We start from the raw sequence: 22,391 nt of genomic DNA, 5'->3' as shown, positions 1-22,391 counted from the left end.
GGATGTGTAAACATCTGGACGGCTAAAATCATTCGTCTTTTAAATTTATGGTGCGTTGGCTGCGTTTCTCCACCCCGGTCACTTACTTCAGTAAGCTCCCGGCGATGAATAAACTTGCCGCCTTCCCTAAATTCAAAATCCATAGGATTTACATATAATTAGAGGAAGAAAAATGACAATATTGAATCACACCCTCGGTTTCCCTCGCGTTGGCCTGCGTCGCGAGCTGAAAAAAGCGCAAGAAAGTTATTGGGCGGGGAACTCCACGCGTGAAGAACTGCTGACAGTAGGGCGTGAACTGCGTGCTCGTCACTGGGATCAACAAAAGCAAGCGGGTATCGACCTGCTGCCGGTGGGCGATTTTGCCTGGTACGATCATGTACTGACCACCAGTTTGCTGCTGGGTAATGTTCCGCCACGTCATCAGAACAAAGACGGTTCGGTAGATATCGACACCCTGTTCCGTATTGGTCGTGGACGTGCGCCGACTGGCGAACCTGCGGCGGCAGCGGAAATGACCAAATGGTTTAACACCAACTATCACTACATGGTGCCGGAGTTCGTTAAAGGCCAACAGTTCAAACTGACTTGGACGCAGCTGCTGGAGGAAGTGGACGAGGCGCTGGCGCTGAGCCACAACGTTAAGCCTGTGCTGCTGGGGCCGGTTACTTACCTGTGGCTGGGGAAAGTGAAAGGTGAACAGTTTGACCGCCTTAGCCTGCTGAACGACATTCTGCCGGTTTATCAGCAAGTGCTGGCAGAACTGGCGAAACGCGGCATCGAGTGGGTACAGATTGATGAACCCGCGCTGGTACTGGAACTACCACAGGCGTGGCTGGACGCATACAAACCCGCTTACGACGCGCTCCAGGGACAGGTGAAACTGCTGCTGACCACCTATTTTGAAGGCGTAACGCCAAATCTCGACACGATTACTGCGCTGCCTGTTCAGGGGCTGCATGTGGACCTTGTACATGGTAAAGATAACGTTGTTGAACTGCACAAGCGCCTGCCTTCTGACTGGCTGCTGTCTGCGGGTCTGATCAATGGTCGTAACGTCTGGCGCGCCGATCTTACTGAGAAATATGCGCAAATTAAGGACATTGTCGGCAAACGTGATTTGTGGGTGGCATCTTCCTGCTCGTTGCTGCACAGCCCCATCGACCTGAGCGTGGAAACGCGTCTTGATGCAGAAGTGAAAAGCTGGTTTGCCTTCGCCCTACAAAAATGCCATGAACTGGCACTGCTGCGCGATGCGCTGAACAGTGGTGACACGGCAGCTCTGGCAGAGTGGAGCGCCCCAATTCAGGCGCGTCGTCACTCTACTCGTGTACATAATCCGGCGGTAGAAAAGCGTCTGGCGGCGATCACCGCCCAGGACAGCCAGCGTGCGAATGTCTATGAAGTGCGTGCTGAAGCCCAGCGTGCGCGTTTTAAACTGCCAGCGTGGCCGACCACCACGATTGGTTCCTTCCCGCAAACCACGGAAATTCGTACCCTGCGTCTGGATTTCAAAAAGGGCAATCTCGACGCCAACAACTACCGCACGGGCATTGCGGAACATATCAAGCAGGCCATTGTTGAGCAGGAACGTTTGGGACTGGATGTGCTGGTACATGGCGAGGCCGAGCGTAATGACATGGTGGAATACTTTGGCGAGCACCTCGACGGATTTGTCTTTACGCAAAACGGTTGGGTACAGAGCTACGGTTCCCGCTGCGTGAAGCCACCGATTGTCATTGGTGACATTAGCCGCCCGGCACCGATTACCGTGGAGTGGGCGAAGTATGCGCAATCGCTGACCGACAAACCGGTGAAAGGGATGCTGACGGGGCCGGTGACCATACTCTGCTGGTCGTTCCCGCGTGAAGATGTCAGCCGTGAAACCATCGCCAAACAGATTGCGCTGGCGCTGCGTGATGAAGTGGCCGATCTGGAAGCCGCTGGAATTGGCATCATCCAGATTGACGAACCGGCGCTGCGCGAAGGTTTACCGCTGCGTCGTAGCGACTGGGATGCGTATCTCCAGTGGGGCGTAGAGGCCTTCCGTATCAACGCCGCCGTGGCGAAAGATGACACACAAATCCACACTCACATGTGTTATTGCGAGTTCAACGACATCATGGATTCGATTGCGGCGCTGGACGCAGACGTCATCACCATCGAAACCTCGCGTTCCGACATGGAGTTGCTGGAGTCGTTTGAAGAGTTTGATTATCCAAATGAAATCGGTCCTGGCGTCTATGACATTCACTCGCCAAACGTACCGAGCGTGGAATGGATTGAAGCCTTGCTGAAGAAAGCGGCAAAACGCATTCCGGCAGAGCGCCTGTGGGTCAACCCGGACTGTGGCCTGAAAACGCGCGGCTGGCCAGAAACCCGCGCGGCACTGGCGAACATGGTGCAGGCGGCGCAGAATTTGCGTCGGGGGTAAATCCAAACCGGGTGGTAATACCACCCGGTCTTTTCTCATTACAGCGACTTCTTCCCACCATACTGCTTAAACCATTCCAGCATACGCTGCCAGCCATCTTTCGCAGATTCGGCATGATAGCTCGGGCGATAATCAGCGTTGAATGCATGCCCGGCATCCGGGTACACGATAATCTCTGCTTTCGCATTAGCAGCCCGCAGCGCCTGGCGCATCGTTTCAACGCTCTCCTGCGGAATGCTGTTATCCTGACCACCATATAAGCCGAGAACCGGCGCGTTAAGATCGGTTGCGATATCAACAGGTTGTTTCGGTGAATTCAGCGACTTGTCGCCCGTCAGTTTGCCGTACCACGCCACTGCGGCTTTTAGCTGTGGATTATGCGCGGCATACAGCCAGGTGATACGTCCACCCCAGCAGAATCCGGTGATCATTAAACGATGAACATCGCCGCCGTTGCGGGAAGCCCAACTGGCGACATGATCGAGATCGGCCAGCACCTGCGAGTCAGGCACTTTTGCTACCAGACCGCTAAGCAACGTGGGGATATCGGCAAAATCATTCGGATCGCCTTCGCGGAAGTAAAGTTCAGGTGCGATAGCCAGATACCCCTCCAGCGCCAGACGGCGACAAATGTCGCGGATATGTTCATGCACGCCAAAAATTTCCTGCACTACAATGACCACTGGCAGTGGGCCATCGCTTTGCTTTGGTCTGGCATGGTAAGCAGGCATGTTATCCCCTTGTGAAGGGATAGAGGTGAAGCCCGCCACAATCGCGTCGTCCGGGGTCTGAACGATGGTCGAAGCGAGAGGCGATGCAGCAGGTGCAAATCCAGATTGTTGTGTTGTTGCCATGGTATTCTCCGTACCCTTATAAAAATGTTGCGCAATGTTAACTATAGTCAGCATGCAACAAATCACATTGCCTGAATCGGCTCATCTTTTATGCAGTCCTGCAGAATGAAGAGTGATTTATGTGATATGAATCACTTTTGGTGGGTAAATTTATGCAACGCATTTGCGTCATGGTGATGAGTATCACGAAAAAATGTTAAACCCTTCGGTAAAGTGTCTTTTTGCTTCTTCTGACTAAACCGATTCACAGAGGAGTTGTATATGTCCAAGTCTGATGTTTTTCATCTCGGCCTCACTAAAAACGATTTACAAGGGGCTACGCTTGCCATCGTCCCTGGCGACCCGGATCGTGTGGAAAAGATCGCCGCGCTGATGGATAAGCCGGTTAAGCTGGCATCTCACCGCGAATTCACTACCTGGCGTGCAGAGCTGGATGGTAAACCTGTTATCGTCTGCTCTACCGGTATCGGCGGCCCGTCTACCTCTATTGCTGTTGAAGAGCTGGCACAGCTGGGCATTCGCACCTTCCTGCGTATCGGTACAACGGGCGCTATTCAGCCGCATATTAATGTGGGTGATGTCCTGGTTACCACGGCGTCTGTCCGTCTGGATGGCGCGAGCCTGCACTTCGCACCGCTGGAATTCCCGGCTGTCGCTGATTTCGAATGTACGACTGCGCTGGTTGAAGCTGCGAAATCTATTGGCGCGACAACTCACGTTGGCGTGACAGTTTCTTCTGATACCTTCTACCCAGGTCAGGAACGTTACGATACTTACTCTGGTCGCGTAGTTCGTCACTTTAAAGGTTCTATGGAAGAGTGGCAGGCGATGGGCGTAATGAACTATGAAATGGAATCTGCAACTCTGCTGACCATGTGTGCAAGTCAGGGCCTGCGTGCCGGTATGGTAGCGGGTGTTATCGTTAACCGCACCCAGCAAGAGATCCCGAATGCTGAGACGATGAAACAAACCGAAAGCCATGCGGTGAAAATCGTGGTGGAAGCGGCGCGTCGTCTGCTGTAATTCTCTTCTCCTGTCTGAAGGCCGACGCGTTCGGCCTTTTGTATTTTTGCGTAGCGCCTCGCAGGAAATGCCTTTCCAACTGGACGTTTGTACAGCACAATTCTATTTTGTGCGGGTAAGTTGTTGCGTCAGGAGGCGTTGTGGATTTCTCAATCATGGTTTACGCAGTTATTGCGTTGGTGGGTGTGGCAATTGGCTGGCTGTTTGCCAGTTATCAACATGCGCAGCAAAAAGCCGAGCAATTAGCTGAACGTGAAGAGATGGTCGCGGAGTTAAGCGCGGCAAAACAACAAATTACCCAAAGCGAGCACTGGCGTGCAGAGTGTGAATTGCTCAATAACGAAGTGCGCAGCCTGCAAAGTATTAACACCTCTCTGGAGGCCGATCTGCGTGAAGTAACCACGCGGATGGAAGCCGCACAGCAACATGCTGACGATAAAATTCGCCAGATGATTAACAGCGAGCAGCGCCTCAGTGAGCAGTTTGAAAACCTCGCCAACCGTATTTTTGAGCACAGCAATCGCCGGGTTGATGAGCAAAACCGTCAGAGTCTGAACAGCCTGTTGTCGCCGCTACGTGAACAACTGGACGGTTTCCGCCGTCAGGTTCAGGACAGCTTCGGTAAAGAAGCACAAGAACGCCATACCCTGACCCACGAAATTCGCAATCTCCAGCAACTCAACGCGCAAATGGCCCAGGAAGCGATCAACCTGACGCGCGCGCTGAAAGGCGACAATAAAACCCAGGGCAACTGGGGCGAGGTAGTATTGACGCGGGTGCTGGAGGCTTCCGGTCTGCGTGAAGGGTATGAATATGAAACCCAGGTCAGCATCGAAAATGACGCCCGCTCGCGGATGCAGCCGGATGTCATCGTGCGGCTGCCGCAGGGAAAAGATGTGGTGATCGACGCCAAAATGACGCTGGTCGCCTATGAACGCTATTTTAACGCCGAAGACGACTACACCCGCGAAAGCGCGCTACAGGAACATATCGCGTCGGTGCGTAACCATATCCGTTTGCTGGGACGCAAAGATTATCAACAGCTGCCGGGGCTGCGAACTCTGGATTACGTGCTGATGTTTATTCCCGTTGAACCCGCTTTTTTACTGGCGCTTGACCGCCAGCCGGAGCTGATCACCGAAGCGTTGAAAAACAATATCATGCTGGTTAGCCCGACTACGCTGCTGGTGGCGTTGCGTACTATTGCCAACCTGTGGCGTTATGAGCATCAAAGCCGTAACGCCCAGCAAATCGCCGATCGTGCCAGCAAGCTGTACGACAAGATGCGTTTGTTCATCGATGACATGTCCGCGATTGGTCAAAGTCTCGACAAAGCGCAGGATAACTACCGCCAGGCAATGAAAAAACTCTCTTCAGGTCGCGGAAATGTGCTGGCGCAGGCAGAAGCGTTTCGCGGTTTAGGAGTAGAAATTAAACGCGAGATTAATCCGGATTTGGCTGAACAGGCGGTGAGCCAGGATGAAGAGTATCGACTTCGGTCGGTTCCGGAGCAGCCGAATGATGAAGCTTATCAACGCGATGATGAATATAATCAGCAGTCGCGCTAGCCCATTAGGGGTAGTTAAGCCGGGTAGAAATCTAGGGCATCGACGCCCAATCTGTTACACTTCTGGAACAATTTTTTGATGAGCAGGCATTGAGATGGTGGATAAGTCACAAGAAACGACGCACTTTGGTTTTCAGACCGTCGCGAAGGAACAAAAAGCGGATATGGTCGCCCACGTTTTCCATTCCGTGGCATCAAAATACGATGTCATGAATGATTTGATGTCATTTGGTATTCATCGTTTGTGGAAGCGATTCACGATTGATTGCAGCGGCGTACGCCGTGGGCAGACCGTGCTGGATCTGGCTGGTGGCACCGGCGACCTGACAGCGAAATTCTCCCGCCTGGTCGGAGAAACTGGCAAAGTGGTCCTTGCTGATATCAATGAATCCATGCTCAAAATGGGACGCGAGAAGCTGCGTAATATCGGTGTGATTGGCAACGTTGAGTATGTTCAGGCGAACGCTGAGGCGCTGCCGTTCCCGGATAACACCTTTGATTGCATCACCATTTCGTTTGGTCTGCGTAACGTCACCGACAAAGATAAAGCACTGCGTTCAATGTATCGCGTGCTGAAACCCGGCGGCCGCCTGCTGGTGCTTGAGTTCTCGAAGCCAATTATCGAGCCGCTGAGCAAAGCCTATGATGCATACTCCTTCCATGTGCTGCCGCGTATTGGCTCACTGGTCGCGAACGACGCCGACAGCTACCGTTATCTGGCAGAATCCATCCGTATGCATCCCGATCAGGATACCCTGAAAGCCATGATGCAGGATGCCGGATTCGAAAGTGTCGACTACTACAATCTGACGGCAGGGGTTGTGGCGCTGCATCGTGGTTATAAGTTCTGACAGGAGACCGGAAATGCCTTTTAAACCTTTAGTGACGGCAGGAATTGAAAGTCTGCTCAACACCTTCCTGTATCGCTCACCCGCGCTGAAAACAGCCCGCTCGCGTCTGCTGGGTAAAGTATTGCGCGTGGAGGTAAAAGGCTTTTCGACGTCATTGATTCTGGTGTTCAGCGAACGCCAGGTTGATGTACTGGGCGAATGGGCAGGCGATGCTGACTGCACCGTTATCGCCTACGCCAGTGTGTTGCCGAAACTTCGCGATCGCCAGCAGCTTACCGCACTGATTCGCAGTGGTGAGCTGGAAGTGCAGGGCGATATTCAGGTGGTGCAAAACTTCGTTGCGCTGGCAGATCTGGCAGAGTTCGACCCTGCGGAACTGCTGGCCCCTTATACCGGTGATATCGCCGCTGAAGGAATCAGCAAAGCCATGCGCGGAGGCGCAAAGTTCCTGCATCACGGCATTAAGCGCCAGCAACGTTATGTGGCGGAAGCCATTACTGAAGAGTGGCGTATGGCACCCGGTCCGCTTGAAGTGGCCTGGTTTGCGGAAGAGACGGCTGCCGTCGAGCGTGCTGTTGATGCCCTGACCAAACGGCTGGAAAAACTGGAGGCTAAATGACGCCAGGTGAAGTACGGCGCCTATATTTCATCATTCGCACTTTTTTAAGCTACGGACTTGATGAACTGATCCCCAAAATGCGTATCACCCTGCCGCTACGGCTATGGCGATACTCATTATTCTGGATGCCAAATCGGCATAAAGACAAACTTTTAGGTGAGCGACTACGACTGGCCCTGCAAGAACTGGGGCCGGTTTGGATCAAGTTCGGGCAAATGTTATCAACCCGCCGCGATCTTTTTCCACCGCATATTGCCGATCAGCTGGCGTTATTGCAGGACAAAGTTGCTCCGTTTGATGGCAAGCTGGCGAAGCAGCAGATTGAAGCTGCAATGGGCGGCTTGCCGGTAGAAGCGTGGTTTGACGATTTTGAAATCAAGCCGCTGGCTTCTGCTTCTATCGCCCAGGTTCATACCGCGCGATTGAAATCGAATGGTAAAGAGGTGGTGATTAAAGTCATCCGCCCGGATATTTTGCCGGTCATTAAAGCGGATCTGAAACTTATCTACCGTCTGGCTCGCTGGGTGCCGCGTTTGCTGCCGGATGGTCGCCGTCTGCGCCCAACCGAAGTGGTGCGCGAGTACGAAAAGACCTTGATTGATGAACTGAATTTGCTGCGGGAATCTGCCAACGCCATTCAGCTTCGGCGCAATTTTGAAGACAGCCCGATGCTCTACATCCCGGAAGTTTACCCTGACTATTGTAGTGAAGGGATGATGGTGATGGAGCGCATTTACGGCATTCCGGTGTCTGATGTTGCGGCGCTGGAGAAAAACGGCACTAACATGAAATTGCTGGCGGAACGCGGCGTGCAGGTGTTCTTCACTCAGGTCTTTCGCGACAGCTTTTTCCATGCCGATATGCACCCTGGCAACATCTTCGTAAGCTATGAACACCCGGAAAACCCGAAATATATCGGCATTGATTGCGGGATTGTTGGCTCGCTAAACAAAGAAGATAAACGCTATCTGGCAGAAAACTTTATCGCCTTCTTTAATCGCGACTATCGCAAAGTGGCAGAGCTACACGTCGATTCTGGCTGGGTGCCACCAGATACCAACGTTGAAGAGTTCGAATTTGCCATTCGTACGGTCTGTGAACCTATCTTTGAGAAACCGCTGGCCGAAATTTCGTTTGGACATGTACTGTTAAATCTGTTTAATACGGCGCGTCGCTTCAATATGGAAGTGCAGCCGCAACTGGTGTTACTCCAGAAAACCCTGCTCTATGTCGAAGGGGTAGGACGCCAGCTTTATCCGCAGCTCGATTTATGGAAAACAGCGAAGCCTTTCCTGGAGTCGTGGATTAAAGATCAGGTCGGTATTCCTGCTCTGGTGAGAGCATTTAAAGAAAAAGCGCCGTTCTGGGTCGAAAAAATGCCAGAACTGCCTGAACTGGTTTACGACAGTTTGCGCCAGGGCAAGTATTTACAGCACAGTGTTGATAAGATTGCCCGCGAGCTTCAGTCAAATCATGTACGTCAGGGACAATCGCGTTATTTTCTCGGAATTGGCGCTACGTTAGTATTAAGTGGCACATTCTTGTTGGTCAGCCGACCTGAGTGGGGGCTGATGCCCGGCTGGTTAATGGCAGGTGGTCTGATCGCCTGGTTTGTCGGTTGGCGCAAAACACGCTGATTTTTTCATCGCTCAAGGCGGGCCGTGTAACGTATAATGCGGCTTTGTTTAATCATCATCTACCACAGAGGAACATGTATGGGTGGTATCAGTATTTGGCAGTTATTGATTATTGCCGTCATCGTTGTACTGCTTTTTGGCACCAAAAAGCTCGGCTCCATCGGTTCCGATCTTGGTGCGTCGATCAAAGGCTTTAAAAAAGCAATGAGCGATGATGAACCAAAGCAGGATAAAACCAGTCAGGATGCTGATTTTACTGCGAAAACTATCGCCGATAAGCAGGCGGATACGAATCAGGAACAGGCTAAAACAGAAGACGCGAAGCGCCACGATAAAGAGCAGGTGTAATCCGTGTTTGATATCGGTTTTAGCGAACTGCTATTGGTGTTCATCATCGGCCTCGTCGTTCTGGGGCCGCAACGACTGCCTGTGGCGGTAAAAACGGTAGCGGGCTGGATTCGCGCGTTGCGTTCACTGGCGACAACGGTGCAGAACGAACTGACCCAGGAGTTAAAACTCCAGGAGTTTCAGGACAGTCTGAAAAAGGTTGAAAAGGCGAGCCTCACTAACCTGACGCCCGAACTGAAAGCGTCGATGGATGAACTACGCCAGGCCGCGGAGTCGATGAAGCGTTCCTACGTTGCAAACGATCCTGAAAAGGCGAGCGATGAAGCGCACACCATCCATAACCCGGTGGTGAAAGATAATGAAGCTGCGCATGAGGGCGTAACGCCTGCCGCTGCACAAACGCAGGCCAGTTCGCCGGAACAGAAGCCAGAAACCACGCCAGAGCCGGTGGTAAAACCTGCTGCGGACGCTGAACCGAAAACCGCTGCACCTTCCCCTTCGTCGAGTGATAAACCGTAAACATGTCTGTAGAAGATACTCAACCGCTTATCACGCATCTGATTGAGCTGCGTAAGCGTCTGCTGAACTGCATTATCGCGGTGATCGTGATATTCCTGTGTCTGGTCTATTTCGCCAATGACATCTATCACTTGGTATCCGCGCCATTGATCAAGCAGTTGCCGCAAGGTTCAACGATGATCGCCACCGACGTGGCCTCGCCGTTCTTTACGCCGATCAAGCTGACCTTTATGGTGTCGCTGATTCTGTCAGCGCCGGTGATTCTCTATCAGGTGTGGGCATTTATCGCCCCAGCGCTGTATAAGCATGAACGTCGCCTGGTGGTGCCGCTGCTGGTTTCCAGCTCTCTGCTGTTTTATATCGGCATGGCATTCGCCTACTTTGTGGTCTTTCCGCTGGCATTTGGCTTCCTTGCCAATACCGCGCCGGAAGGGGTGCAGGTATCCACCGACATCGCCAGCTATTTAAGCTTCGTTATGGCGCTGTTTATGGCGTTTGGTGTCTCCTTTGAAGTGCCGGTGGCAATTGTGCTGCTGTGCTGGATGGGGATTACCTCGTCAGAAGACTTACGCAAAAAACGCCCGTATGTGCTGGTTGGTGCATTCGTTGTCGGGATGTTGCTGACGCCGCCGGATGTCTTCTCGCAAACGCTATTGGCGATCCCGATGTACTGTCTGTTTGAAATCGGTGTCTTCTTCTCACGCTTTTACGTTGGTAAAGGGCGAAATCGGGAAGAGGAAAACGACGCTGAAGCAGAAAGCGAAAAAACTGAAGAATAAATTCAACCGCCCGTCAGGGCGGTTGTCATATGGAGTACAGGATGTTTGATATCGGCGTTAATTTGACCAGTTCGCAATTTGCGAAAGACCGTGATGATGTTGTAGCGCGCGCTTTTGACGCGGGAGTTAATGGGCTACTCATCACCGGCACTAACCTGCGTGAAAGCCAGCAGGCGCAAAAGCTGGCGCGTCAGTATTCGTCCTGTTGGTCAACGGCGGGCGTACATCCTCACGACAGCAGCCAGTGGCAAGCTGCGACTGAAGAAGCGATTATTGAGCTGGCCGCGCAGCCAGAAGTGGTGGCGATTGGTGAATGTGGTCTCGACTTTAACCGTAACTTTTCGACGCCGGAAGAGCAGGAACGCGCTTTTGTTGCTCAGCTACGCATTGCCGCAGAATTAAACATGCCGGTATTTATGCACTGTCGCGATGCCCACGAGCGGTTTATGACATTGCTGGAGCCGTGGCTGGATAAACTGCCTGGTGCGGTTCTTCATTGCTTTACCGGCACACGCGAAGAGATGCAGGCGTGCGTGGCGCGTGGAATTTATATCGGCATTACCGGTTGGGTTTGCGATGAACGACGCGGGCTGGAGCTGCGGGAATTGTTGCCGTTGATTCCGGCGGAGAAATTGCTGATCGAAACAGATGCGCCGTATCTGCTCCCGCGCGATCTCACGCCAAAGCCATCATCCCGGCGCAACGAGCCAGCCCATCTGCCCCATATTTTGCAACGTATTGCGCACTGGCGTGGAGAAGATGCCGCATGGCTGGCTGCCACCACGGATGCCAATGTCAAAACACTGTTTGGGATTGCGTTTTAGAGTTTGCGGAACTCGGTGTTCTTCACACTGTGCTTAATCTCTTTATTAATAAGATTAAGCAATAGCATGGAGCGAGCCTCACCATCGGGTTCGGTGAAAATGGCCTGAAAGCCTTCGAACGCGCCTTCGGTAATAATCACCTTATCACCCGGATAAGGGGGGGCCGGATCGACAATGTCTTTCGGTTTATATACCGATAGCTGATGAATTACCGCCGATGGGACTATCGCTGGCGACGCGCCAAAGCGCACAAAGTGGCTGACGCCACGCGTAGCGCTGATGGTCGTGGTATGAATCACTTCTGGATCAAATTCCACAAACAGGTAGTTAGGGAATAACGGTTCACTGACTGCGGTACGTTTACCCCGTACGATTTTTTCCAGGGTGATCATCGGAGCGAGGCAATTAACCGCCTGTCTCTCAAGGTGTTCCTGGGCACGTTGAAGTTGCCCGCGCTTGCAGTACAGTAAATACCAGGATTGCATAATGACTCTTATCCGTTTAATCGGGGCGCAAGGATAGCAAAAGCTTTACGCTAAGTTAATTATATTCCCCGGTTTGCGTTATACCGTCAGAGTTCACGCTAATTTAACAAATTTACAGCATTGCAAAGATGAACGCCGTATAATGGGCGCAGATTAAGAGGCTACAATGGACGCCATGAAATATAACGATTTACGCGACTTCCTGACGCTGCTTGAACAGCAGGGTGAGCTAAAACGTATCACGCTCCCGGTGGATCCGCATCTGGAAATCACTGAAATTGCTGACCGCACTCTGCGTGCTGGTGGGCCTGCGCTGTTGTTCGAAAACCCTAAAGGCTACTCAATGCCGGTGCTGTGCAACCTGTTCGGTACGCCAAAGCGCGTGGCGATGGGCATGGGGCAGGAAGATGTTTCGGCGCTGCGTGAAGTTGGTAAATTATTGGCGTTTCTGAAAGAGCCGGAGCCGCCAAAAGGTTTCCGCGACCTGTTTGATAAACTGCCGCAGTTTAAGCAGGTGTTAAACATGCCGACAAAGCGACTGCGTGGTGCGCCCTGCCAACAAAAAATCGTCTCTGGCGATGACGTCGATCTCAATCGCATTCCCATTATGACCTGCTGGCCGGAAGATGCCGCGCCGCTGATTACCTGGGGGCTGACCGTAACGCGCGGCCCGCATAAAGAGCGGCAGAATCTGGGCATTTATCGCCAGCAGCTGATTGGTAAAAACAAACTGATTATGCGCTGGCTGTCGCATCGCGGCGGCGCGCTGGATTATCAGGAGTGGTGTGCGGCGCATCCGGGCGAACGTTTCCCGGTTTCTGTGGCGCTGGGTGCCGATCCTGCCACGATTCTCGGTGCAGTCACCCCCGTTCCGGATACGCTTTCAGAGTATGCGTTTGCCGGATTGCTACGCGGCACCAAAACCGAAGTAGTAAAGTGTATTTCCAATGACCTCGAAGTGCCAGCCAGTGCCGAAATCGTCCTGGAAGGGTATATCGATCCTGGTGAGATGGCGCCGGAAGGGCCGTATGGTGACCACACAGGTTACTATAATGAAGTCGATAATTTCCCGGTGTTTACCGTGACGCATATTACCCAGCGTGAAGATGCGATTTACCATTCCACCTATACCGGGCGTCCGCCAGATGAGCCCGCGGTACTGGGCGTGGCGTTGAACGAAGTGTTTGTACCGATTCTGCAAAAACAGTTCCCGGAAATTGTCGATTTTTACCTGCCGCCGGAAGGCTGTTCTTATCGTCTGGCGGTAGTGACGATCAAAAAACAGTACGCCGGACACGCGAAGCGCGTCATGATGGGCGTCTGGTCGTTCTTACGCCAGTTTATGTACACTAAATTTGTGATCGTTTGCGATGATGACGTCAACGCACGCGACTGGAACGATGTGATTTGGGCGATTACCACCCGTATGGACCCGGCGCGGGATACTGTTCTGGTAGAAAATACGCCTATTGATTATCTGGATTTTGCCTCGCCTGTCTCTGGGCTGGGTTCAAAAATGGGGCTGGATGCCACGAATAAATGGCCGGGGGAAACCCAGCGTGAATGGGGACGTCCCATCAAAAAAGATCCAGATGTTGTCGCGCATATTGACGCCATCTGGGATGAACTGGCTATTTTTAACAACGGTAAAAGCGCCTGATGCGCGTTTGTTTTGCCCTATTTATCGATCCGACAGAGAAAGCGCATGACAACCTTAAGCTGTAAAGTGACCTCGGTAGCAGCTATCACGGATACCGTATATCGTGTCCGCATCGTGCCAGACGCGGCCTTTTCTTTTCGTGCTGGTCAGTATTTGATGGTAGTGATGGATGAGCGCGACAAACGTCCGTTCTCAATGGCCTCGACGCCGGATGAAAAAGGGTTTATCGAGCTGCATATTGGCGCTTCTGAAATCAACCTTTACGCGAAAGCAGTCATGGACCGCATCCTCAAAGATCATCAAATCGTGGTCGACCTTCCCCACGGAGAAGCGTGGCTGCGCGATGATGAAGAGCGTCCGATGATTTTGATTGCGGGCGGCACCGGGTTCTCTTATGCCCGCTCGATTTTGCTGACAGCGTTGGCGCGTAACCCAAACCGTGATATCACCATTTACTGGGGCGGGCGTGAAGAGCAGCATCTGTATGATCTCTGCGAGCTTGAGGCGCTTTCGTTAAAGCACCTTGGTCTGCAAGTGGTGCCGGTGGTTGAACAACCGGAAGCAGGCTGGCGTGGGCGTACTGGTACCGTGTTAACGGCGGTATTGCAGGATCATGGTACGCTGGCAGAGCATGATATCTATATTGCCGGACGTTTTGAGATGGCGAAAATTGCCCGTGACCTGTTTTGCAGTGAGCGTAATGCGCGGGAAGATCGCCTGTTTGGCGATGCGTTTGCATTTATCTGAGATATAAAAAAACCCGCCCCTGACAGGCGGGAAGAACGGCAACTAAAACTTTATTCAGTGGCATTTAGATCTATGTCGCATCCGGCAATTGGTGCACGATGCCTGATGCGACGCTGGCGCGTCTTATCAGGCCTACATTGGTGCCGGATCGGTAGACCGGATAAGGCGTTCACGCCGCATCCGGCAAGTGGTTAAACCCGCTCAAACACCGTCGCAATACCCTGACCCAGACCGATACACATCGTCGCCAGACCAAACTGAACGTCTTTGCGTTCCATCAGATTCAGCAGCGTGGTGCTGATACGCGCACCGGAACAACCCAGCGGATGACCCAGCGCGATCGCACCACCATTGAGGTTGATCTTCTCGTCAATCTGCTCCATTAGCCCGAGATCTTTAATGCACGGCAGGATCTGCGCGGCAAAGGCTTCGTTCATCTCAAACACGCCGATATCGCTGGCAGAAAGCCCCGCTTTTTTCAGCGCCAGCTTCGAGGCCGGAACCGGGCCGTAACCCATAATCGATGGGTCACAACCAACGACCGCCATCGAACGCACACGAGCGCGCGGCTTAAGACCTAATTCATGGGCGCGGCTTTCACTCATCACCAGCATGGCAGCTGCGCCATCGGAAAGTGCAGAAGATGTGCCCGCCGTTACCGTACCGTTTACTGGATCAAACGCCGGACGCAGCGTGGCGAGGGCTTCCACGGTGGTTTCCGGGCGAATCACTTCGTCGTAATTAAACTGCTTCAGGACGCCGTCGGCATCGTGACCACCAGTTGGGATGATTTCATTTTTAAATGCGGCCGACTGCGTGGCGGCCCAGGCGCGGGCGTGTGACCGCGCGGCAAAGGCATCCTGCATTTCACGGCTGATACCGTGCATACGCGCCAGCATTTCTGCCGTTAAGCCCATCATGCCCGCCGCTTTGGCGACATTGCGGCTCAGGCCGGGGTGAAAATCGACGCCGTGACTCATCGGCACATGGCCTATATGCTCCACGCCGCCAACCAGACATGCCTGCGTATCGCCAGTCATGATCATTCGTGCTGCGTCATGCAGTGCCTGCATGGATGAACCACACAAGCGATTGACGGTAACCGCCGGGACAGAGTGCGGCACTTCTGCCAGCAGCGCCGCGTTACGGGCGATGTTAAAACCCTGCTCCAGCGTCTGTTGCACACAACCCCAGTAAATATCGTCGAGGGCCGCCGCTTCCAGCGCCGGGTTACGCGCCAGCAGGCTACGCATTAAATGAGCGGAGAGATCTTCCGCACGCACGTTACGAAAAGCACCGCCCTTCGAACGGCCCATCGGGGTGCGAATTGCATCGACAATGACAACCTGTTCCATTGTGACTCCTTAAGCCGTTTTCAGGTCGCCAACCGGACGGGCTGGCTCAACCGGAGGATAGTACGGTTCGTTATGACGCGCTTTATTACGCAGACCTTCCGGCACTTCATACAGCGGGCCGAGGTGCTGATATTGCTGTGCCATATCGAGGTATTTTGCGCTACCGAGGGTGTCCAGCCAGCGGAACGCGCCGCCGTGGAACGGAGGGAAGCCCAGGCCGTAGACCAGCGCCATATCCGCTTCCGCCGGAGTGGCGATAATGCCCTCTTCCAGACAGCGCACCACTTCGTTGACCATCGGGATCATCATGCGGGCGATAATCTCTTCTTCGCTGAAATCGCGCTTCGGTTGGCTCACTTCTGCCAGCAGGTCTTCAACGGCGGCGTCTTCTTCTTTCTTCGGCTTACCTTTGCTGTCTTCTTTATAACGCCAGAAACCGAGGCCGTTCTTCTGACCAAAGCGGTTGGCATCAAACAGCGCGTCGATGGCATCGCGGTAATCTTTCTGCATCCGCTGCGGGAAGCCTGCTGCCATGACAGCCTGAGCGTGATGCGCGGTATCAATGCCCACAACGTCCAGCAGATATGCCGGGCCCATCGGCCAGCCAAACTGTTTTTCCATCACTTTGTCGATCTTGCGGAAATCCGCGCCGTCGCGCAGCAGCTGGCTGAAACCGGCGAAATACGGGAACAGCACGCGGTTAACAAAGAAGCCGGGGCAGTCGTTAACCACAATCGGCGTCTTGCCCATCTTGCTCGCCCAGGCGACAACTTTCGCGATGGTTTCGTCGGAGCTTTTCTCGCCGCGAATAATTTCTACCAACGGCATTCGGTGGACCGGGTTAAAGAAGTGCATCCCGCAGAAGTTTTCCGGGCGTTCCAGCGCGTTGGCCAGTTCGCTGATAGGAATGGTTGAAGTGTTAGACGCCAGCACGGTATCCTGGCGTACTTTTTGTTCGGTTTCTGCCAGTACGGCTTTTTTCACTTTCGGGTTTTCAACAACCGCTTCTACCACAATATCCACGCGGTCAAATCCGGCGTAGTCGAGCGTTGGGTGGATCGTGGAGATCACGCCAGCCAGTTTCAGACCATCGATTTTGCCGCGCTCAAGCTGCTTGTTCAGCAGTTTCGCGGCTTCGGTCATGCCGAGGGTTAACGACTTGTCGTTGATATCTTTCATGACAACCGGCACGCCTTTCCACGCGGACTGGTAAGCGATACCGCCACCCATGATGCCTGCGCCCAGCACAGCAGCCTGTTTCGGGGTTTCAACGTCTTTGGTGAGTTTCTTCGCTTTGCCTTTTACATATTGATCGTTAAGGAAAATGCCGACCAGTGCGCGAGCTTCGTTGGTATGCGCCAGCGGGACAAAACTTTTGTTTTCCAGATTTAAGGCTTCTTCACGACCAAAACGGGCCGCAGCTTCAATGGTTTTTACTGCGGTGATGGGGGCCGGATAATGTTTCCCCGCCGTTTGCGCGACCATTCCTTTAGCGATGGTGAAGCTCATGGTGGCTTCAATCTTGCTCAGTTTTAGCGGTTCCTGCTTCGGCTGACGTTTCGCTTTCCAGTCGAGGTCGCCGTTAATGGCCTGGCGTAAAATCGCCATCGCCCCTTCAATCAGTTTTTCTGCTTTGACTACGCCATCCACCAGACCGATTTTCAGCGCCTGATCCGCGCCGACATCTTTACCGGCGGCAATGATTTCCAGTGCACTGTCAGCGCCCAGCATACGTGGCATACGTACAGAACCGCCAAAGCCCGGCATGATGCCCAGTTTGGTTTCCGGCAGACCGATGCGCAGATCCGGCGTCGCCAGACGATAATCGGTCGCCAGCACGCATTCGCAGCCACCACCCAGCGCATAGCCGTTGACGGCAGCAATGGTCGGCACCGGCAGATCTTCCAGGCGATTAAACACGCTATTGGCAAAGTGCAGCCACTGACTTAACTGTTCTTCAGGAACGAGGAACAGGGACAAAAATTCGGTGATATCAGCACCGACGATAAAGGCTGCTTTGTTCGAACGCAGCAGCAGCCCTTTTAGATCTGATTGCTGTTCCAGCACGCCGATGGCCTCGCCGAGGCTGGCGACGGTCGCAGTGTCGAGTTTATTAACTGAACCTGGGGCATCAAATACCAGTTCGGCAATGCCATCTTCCAGCCAGTCAAGGTACAGGGTGTCGCCTTTGTAAAGCATGTCAGTCTCCTGAATCCGCAAGGTAATCTGGTCGTACCAGATGCATCGGAGTGTGTGTTTTGTGTTAAAAATATGCAAATAAAAGATTAAAGAAATGCCGATCTGATCACGCTCGGCAGAAATCACGCTCTGGATGAACGATGTGCTAAGATGCGGAGACTTAAGGTCAAAAAAACAGAAGGGTAAAAAATGGAATCACTGGCCTCGCTCTATAAAAATCATATAGCTACCTTACAAGAACGGACTCGCGATGCGCTGGCGCGCTTCAAGCTGGATGCATTACTTATTCACTCCGGCGAGCTGTTCAACGTTTTTCTCGACGATCATCCCTATCCGTTTAAAGTGAACCCGCAATTCAAAGCGTGGGTGCCGGTAACTCAGGTGCCAAACTGCTGGTTGCTGGTGGATGGCGTGAACAAGCCGAAACTGTGGTTCTATCTGCCGGTTGATTACTGGCACAACGTCGAACCGCTGCCGACCTCCTTCTGGACTGAAGATGTGGAAGTGATCGCGCTGCCGAAAGCCGATGGCATTGGTAGCCTGCTGCCTGCTGCGCGCGGCAATATCGGTTATATCGGTCCGGTGCCGGAACGTGCGCTGCAACTGGGTATTGAGGCCAGCAACATCAACCCGAAAGGGGTGATCGACTACCTGCATTATTACCGCTCCTTCAAAACCGAGTACGAACTGGCCTGTATGCGTGAAGCGCAGAAAATGGCGGTCAATGGTCATCGTGCGGCAGAAGAAGCGTTCCGTTCTGGCATGAGCGAGTTCGATATCAATATTGCCTATCTGACCGCGACCGGTCATCGTGATACCGACGTACCTTACAGCAACATTGTGGCGCTTAACGAACACGCTGCGGTGTTGCATTACACCAAACTGGACCACCAGGCACCGGAAGAGATGCGCAGCTTCCTGCTGGATGCCGGGGCCGAATATAACGGCTATGCGGCTGACCTGACCCGTACCTGGTCGGCAAAAAGCGACAACGACTACGCACAGCTGGTGAAAGACGTAAATGATGAACAACTGGCGCTGATCGCCACCATGAAAGCAGGCGTCAGCTATGTGGATTACCACATCCAGTTCCATCAGCGCATCGCCAAACTGCTGCGTAAACATCAAATCATCACCGATATGAGTGAAGAAGCGATGGTCGAAAACGATCTCACCGGACCGTTTATGCCGCACGGTATTGGCCATCCGCTGGGCCTGCAGGTGCATGACGTCGCCGGTTTTATGCAGGATGATAGCGGTACACACCTCGCGGCACCGGCAAAATATCCGTACCTGCGCTACACCCGTATTCTCCAGCCGGGCATGGTGTTAACCATCGAACCGGGTATCTACTTCATTGAATCGCTTCTGGCACCGTGGCGTGAAGGGCAGTTCAGCAAGCACTTCAACTGGCAGAAAATTGAAGCACTGAAACCGTTCGGCGGCATTCGTATCGAAGACAACGTGGTGATCCACGAAAACAACGTGGAAAACATGACCCGGGATCTGAAACTGGCGTGATGGAAAGCTGGTTAATTCCTGCGGCACCGGTCACGGTCGTTGAAGAGATCAAAAAGAGCCGCTTCATAACGATGTTGGCGCATACCGATGGCGTTGAGGCGGCGAAAGCGTTTGTTGAATCGGTGCGGGCAGAACACCCCGATGCCCGCCACCATTGCGTGGCGTGGGTGGCGGGTGCGCCGGATGATTCTCAACAGCTGGGTTTCTCTGACGACGGGGAGCCGGCGGGAACGGCAGGTAAACCGATGCTCGCCCAGCTAATGGGCAGCGGCGTCGGGGAAATTACCGCTGTGGTAGTGCGCTACTACGGCGGCATATTGCTTGGCACCGGTGGGTTAGTGAAAGCGTATGGCGGCGGCGTGAATCAGGCGCTGCGCCAGCTAACGACCCAACGCAAGACGCCATTAACCGAATATACTTTGCAATGTGAATATAGTCAGTTAACCGGCATTGAAGCGTTGCTGGGGCAGTGTGACGGCAAAATTATCAACAGTGATTATCAGGCATTCGTTCTGCTGCGGGTGGCGCTTCCGGCGGCGAAAGTGGCTGAATTTTCCGCAAAGCTGGCGGATTTTAGCCGTGGTTCATTGCAATTGTTAGCGATTGAAGAATAATCCCCACTTCGTTTTGCAGAACTAAGGAAGCGGCAGAGATGCATTTTCGCGCCATTACCCGAATCGTTGGACTACTGGTCATCTTATTTTCAGGGACCATGATTATCCCTGGGCTGGTAGCACTCATCTACCGGGATGGAGCGGGCCGCGCTTTTACCCAGACCTTTTTTGTCGCCCTCGCCATTGGCTCTATGCTGTGGTGGCCGAACCGCAAAGAGAAGGGCGAACTGAAATCCCGTGAGGGGTTTCTGATAGTGGTGCTGTTTTGGACCGTGCTGGGTAGTGTCGGTGCGCTCCCTTTTATCTTCTCGGAAAGCCCGAACCTCACGATTACCGATGCGTTTTTTGAATCTTTCTCTGGCCTGACCACCACCGGGGCCACTACGCTGGTGGGGCTGGATTCGCTCCCTCATGCCATCCTCTTTTATCGCCAGATGCTGCAATGGTTTGGCGGGATGGGGATCATCGTGTTAGCGGTTGCGATACTGCCTATCCTCGGCGTGGGTGGGATGCAGCTCTATCGCGCAGAAATGCCCGGCCCGCTGAAAGATAACAAAATGCGCCCGCGAATTGCGGAAACGGCGAAAACTCTGTGGTTGATTTATGTCTTGCTGACCGTCGCCTGTGCGCTGGCGTTGTGGTTTGCCGGAATGGATGCCTTTGATGCCATCGGCCATAGCTTTGCGACTATCGCTATTGGCGGCTTCTCGACACATGATGCCAGTATCGGTTATTTCGACAGTCCGACTATTAACACTATCATTGCTATCTTCCTGCTGATCTCCGGCTGTAACTACGGTCTGCACTTTTCACTGTTAAGTGGGCGTAGTCTGAAGGTTTATTGGCGCGATCCGGAATTTCGCATGTTTATCGGCGTACAGTTTACGCTGGTGGTTATTTGTACACTCGTACTGTGGTTTCATAATGTCTACAGTTCGGCGCTGATGACAATTAACCAGGCGTTTTTCCAGGTGGTATCGATGGCGACAACCGCCGGGTTTACGACTGACAGCATTGCCCGCTGGCCGCTCTTTTTGCCGGTACTGCTTTTATGTTCAGCTTTTATCGGCGGTTGCGCCGGGTCAACGGGCGGTGGCCTGAAAGTGATCCGCATCCTGCTGCTGTTTAAGCAGGGGAACCGTGAGCTGAAACGACTGGTGCATCCGAACGCCGTCTATAGCATTAAGCTGGGGAATCGCGCACTGCCGGAACGTATCCTCGAAGCCGTTTGGGGATTTTTCTCCGCCTATGCATTGGTGTTTATTGTCAGTATGCTGGCGATTATCGCCACGGGCGTGGATGATTTTTCTGCCTTTGCCTCAGTTGTTGCGACATTGAATAACCTGGGGCCAGGGCTTGGCGTGGTTGCTGATAACTTTACCAGTATGAACCCGGTGGCTAAATGGATCCTGATTGCCAACATGCTGTTTGGTCGTCTCGAGGTCTTTACATTACTGGTGCTCTTTACCCCGACTTTCTGGCGTGAATGATGGAGTAATACGTGAAAACATTAATTCTTTTCTCAACAAGGGACGGACAAACGCGCGAGATTGCCTCCTACCTGGCTTCGGAACTGAAAGAACTGGGGATCCAGACGGATGTCGCCAATGTGCACCGCATTGAAGAACCACAATGGGAAAACTATGACCGTGTGGTCATTGGTGCTTCTATTCGCTATGGTCACTACCACTCTGCGTTCCAGGAATTTGTCAAAAAACATGCGACGCGACTGAATTCGATGCCGAGCGCCTTTTATTCCGTAAACCTGGTGGCGCGCAAACCGGAGAAGCGTACTCCACAGACCAACAGCTACGCGCGGAAGTTTCTGATGAACTCGCAATGGCGTCCCGATCGCTGCGCGGTCATTGCCGGGGCGCTGCGTTACCCACGTTATCGCTGGTACGACCGTTTTATGCTCAAGCTGATTATGAAGATGTCAGGCGGTGAAACGGATACGCGCAAAGAAGTTGTCTATACCGATTGGGAGCAGGTGGCGAATTTCGCCCGAGAAATCGCCCATTTAACCGACAAACCGACGCTGAAATAAGCATAAAGAATAAAAAATGCGCGGTCAGAAAATTATTTTAAATTTCCTCTTGTCAGGCCGGAATAACTCCCTATAATGCGCCACCACTGACACGGAACAACGGCAAACACGCAGCCGGGTCAGCGGGGTTCTCCTGAGAATTCCGACAGAGAAAGCAAAAATAAATGCTTGACTTTGTAGCGGGAAAGCGTATTATGAACACCCTGCGCCGCTGAGAAAAAGCGAAGCGGCACTGCTCTTTAACAATTTATCAGACAATCTGTGTGGGCACTCGAAGATACGGATTCTTAACGTCGCAAGACGAAAAA

The 22,391-nt window shown here is 53.0% G+C and carries 20 protein-coding genes; 16 read left to right on the top strand and 4 right to left on the bottom strand.

Going from position 1 to position 22,391, the window contains the following annotated elements; translation table 11 throughout:
- Positions 1-172 precede the first annotated feature (172 nt).
- Entirely contained in the window at positions 173-2,434 is a 2,262-nt protein-coding gene (gene metE, locus ABZJ92_RS11210) for a 5-methyltetrahydropteroyltriglutamate--homocysteine S-methyltransferase (RefSeq protein WP_000153987.1), read from the top strand.
- Between the two features lie 38 nt (positions 2,435-2,472).
- Here the strand turns inward: metE and ABZJ92_RS11205 are convergent, their stop codons facing one another.
- The gene (locus tag ABZJ92_RS11205; RefSeq protein ID WP_001296987.1) at positions 2,473-3,288 is read right to left on the bottom strand and encodes a dienelactone hydrolase family protein; all 816 of its coding nucleotides are present in this window, start codon (positions 3,286-3,288) and stop codon (positions 2,473-2,475) included.
- A 261-nt stretch (positions 3,289-3,549) separates the two neighbouring features.
- Here ABZJ92_RS11205 and udp point away from each other — a divergent pair, with 261 nt between their 5' ends.
- The 9 genes from udp to tatD all read left to right on the top strand — a co-directional run bounded on the left by udp (position 3,550) and on the right by tatD (position 11,455).
- The gene (gene udp / locus ABZJ92_RS11200) at positions 3,550-4,311 is read left to right on the top strand and encodes a uridine phosphorylase (protein WP_000045183.1); all 762 of its coding nucleotides are present in this window, start codon (positions 3,550-3,552) and stop codon (positions 4,309-4,311) included.
- A 140-nt stretch (positions 4,312-4,451) separates the two neighbouring features.
- The gene (gene rmuC, locus ABZJ92_RS11195) at positions 4,452-5,879 is read left to right on the top strand and encodes a DNA recombination protein RmuC (RefSeq protein ID WP_000347714.1); all 1,428 of its coding nucleotides are present in this window, start codon (positions 4,452-4,454) and stop codon (positions 5,877-5,879) included.
- A 94-nt stretch (positions 5,880-5,973) separates the two neighbouring features.
- A complete protein-coding gene (gene ubiE / locus ABZJ92_RS11190; protein WP_000227958.1) occupies positions 5,974-6,729 on the top strand; it encodes a bifunctional demethylmenaquinone methyltransferase/2-methoxy-6-polyprenyl-1,4-benzoquinol methylase UbiE in 756 nt (251 codons plus the stop codon).
- Between the two features lie 13 nt (positions 6,730-6,742).
- Positions 6,743-7,348, top strand: coding sequence for a ubiquinone biosynthesis protein UbiJ (ubiJ, locus tag ABZJ92_RS11185; protein ID WP_001295259.1), 606 nt, complete (start codon positions 6,743-6,745; stop codon positions 7,346-7,348).
- Positions 7,345-8,985, top strand: coding sequence for a ubiquinone biosynthesis regulatory protein kinase UbiB (gene ubiB, locus ABZJ92_RS11180; protein WP_000187530.1), 1,641 nt, complete (start codon positions 7,345-7,347; stop codon positions 8,983-8,985). Before ubiJ ends, ubiB begins: the two co-directional genes overlap by 4 nt.
- A gap of 78 nt (positions 8,986-9,063) precedes the next feature.
- Positions 9,064-9,333, top strand: coding sequence for a Sec-independent protein translocase subunit TatA (gene tatA, locus ABZJ92_RS11175; RefSeq protein WP_001295260.1), 270 nt, complete (start codon positions 9,064-9,066; stop codon positions 9,331-9,333).
- Positions 9,334-9,336: 3 nt separating this feature from the next.
- Positions 9,337-9,852 (top strand): Sec-independent protein translocase protein TatB, encoded by a 516-nt coding sequence (tatB, locus tag ABZJ92_RS11170; protein ID WP_000459594.1) that lies wholly within the window; start codon positions 9,337-9,339, stop codon positions 9,850-9,852.
- A 2-nt stretch (positions 9,853-9,854) separates the two neighbouring features.
- Positions 9,855-10,631 carry a Sec-independent protein translocase subunit TatC gene (gene tatC, locus ABZJ92_RS11165; protein WP_000109947.1) on the top strand — a complete coding sequence of 259 codons (777 nt, stop codon included), beginning with the start codon at positions 9,855-9,857 and terminating at the stop codon, positions 10,629-10,631.
- Between the two features lie 41 nt (positions 10,632-10,672).
- Positions 10,673-11,455, top strand: a complete 783-nt coding sequence (gene tatD, locus ABZJ92_RS11160; RefSeq protein WP_001299486.1) for a 3'-5' ssDNA/RNA exonuclease TatD — start codon at positions 10,673-10,675, stop codon at positions 11,453-11,455.
- On the opposite strand, the gene rfaH is transcribed toward tatD, so the two are convergent.
- A complete protein-coding gene (rfaH, locus tag ABZJ92_RS11155) occupies positions 11,452-11,940 on the bottom strand; it encodes a transcription/translation regulatory transformer protein RfaH (RefSeq protein ID WP_001192403.1) in 489 nt (162 codons plus the stop codon). The two genes, tatD and rfaH, sit on opposite strands and share 4 nt — an antisense overlap.
- Before the next feature lie 166 nt (positions 11,941-12,106).
- On the opposite strand from rfaH, the gene ubiD reads away from it, so the two are divergent.
- Positions 12,107-13,600, top strand: coding sequence for a 4-hydroxy-3-polyprenylbenzoate decarboxylase (gene ubiD / locus ABZJ92_RS11150; protein WP_000339795.1), 1,494 nt, complete (start codon positions 12,107-12,109; stop codon positions 13,598-13,600).
- 45 nt (positions 13,601-13,645) lie between these two features.
- The gene (gene fre, locus ABZJ92_RS11145) at positions 13,646-14,347 is read left to right on the top strand and encodes an NAD(P)H-flavin reductase (protein ID WP_005064775.1); all 702 of its coding nucleotides are present in this window, start codon (positions 13,646-13,648) and stop codon (positions 14,345-14,347) included.
- A gap of 191 nt (positions 14,348-14,538) precedes the next feature.
- On the opposite strand, the gene fadA is transcribed toward fre, so the two are convergent.
- Positions 14,539-15,702: an acetyl-CoA C-acyltransferase FadA gene (fadA, locus tag ABZJ92_RS11140; protein WP_000438763.1), complete on the bottom strand. Its 1,164-nt coding sequence runs from the start codon at positions 15,700-15,702 to the stop codon at positions 14,539-14,541.
- Positions 15,703-15,711: 9 nt separating this feature from the next.
- Complete coding sequence (gene fadB / locus ABZJ92_RS11135) at positions 15,712-17,901, bottom strand: fatty acid oxidation complex subunit alpha FadB (RefSeq protein ID WP_000965917.1); 2,190 nt, start codon at positions 17,899-17,901, stop codon at positions 15,712-15,714.
- Between the two features lie 189 nt (positions 17,902-18,090).
- Between fadB and pepQ the strand changes: the two genes are divergently transcribed.
- From pepQ to hemG, 4 genes are read left to right on the top strand one after another with little or no spacing between them, the layout of a single operon-like run.
- Complete coding sequence (gene pepQ, locus ABZJ92_RS11130) at positions 18,091-19,422, top strand: Xaa-Pro dipeptidase (protein ID WP_000444563.1); 1,332 nt, start codon at positions 18,091-18,093, stop codon at positions 19,420-19,422.
- A complete protein-coding gene (locus ABZJ92_RS11125; RefSeq protein ID WP_001296979.1) occupies positions 19,422-20,036 on the top strand; it encodes an IMPACT family protein in 615 nt (204 codons plus the stop codon). The genes pepQ and ABZJ92_RS11125 overlap by 1 nt, the downstream gene beginning before the upstream one ends.
- A 38-nt stretch (positions 20,037-20,074) precedes the next feature.
- Positions 20,075-21,526, top strand: coding sequence for a Trk system potassium transporter TrkH (trkH, locus tag ABZJ92_RS11120; protein WP_000545677.1), 1,452 nt, complete (start codon positions 20,075-20,077; stop codon positions 21,524-21,526).
- An 11-nt stretch (positions 21,527-21,537) separates the two neighbouring features.
- Positions 21,538-22,083: a menaquinone-dependent protoporphyrinogen IX dehydrogenase gene (gene hemG, locus ABZJ92_RS11115; protein ID WP_000853972.1), complete on the top strand. Its 546-nt coding sequence runs from the start codon at positions 21,538-21,540 to the stop codon at positions 22,081-22,083.
- Positions 22,084-22,391 lie beyond the last annotated feature (308 nt).

It is taken from the genome of Shigella sp. FJ200513, from assembly GCF_040495915.1.
Lineage (GTDB): Bacteria > Pseudomonadota > Gammaproteobacteria > Enterobacterales > Enterobacteriaceae > ECMA0423.
This window is presented reverse-complemented; position numbering and strand designations above follow the sequence as displayed.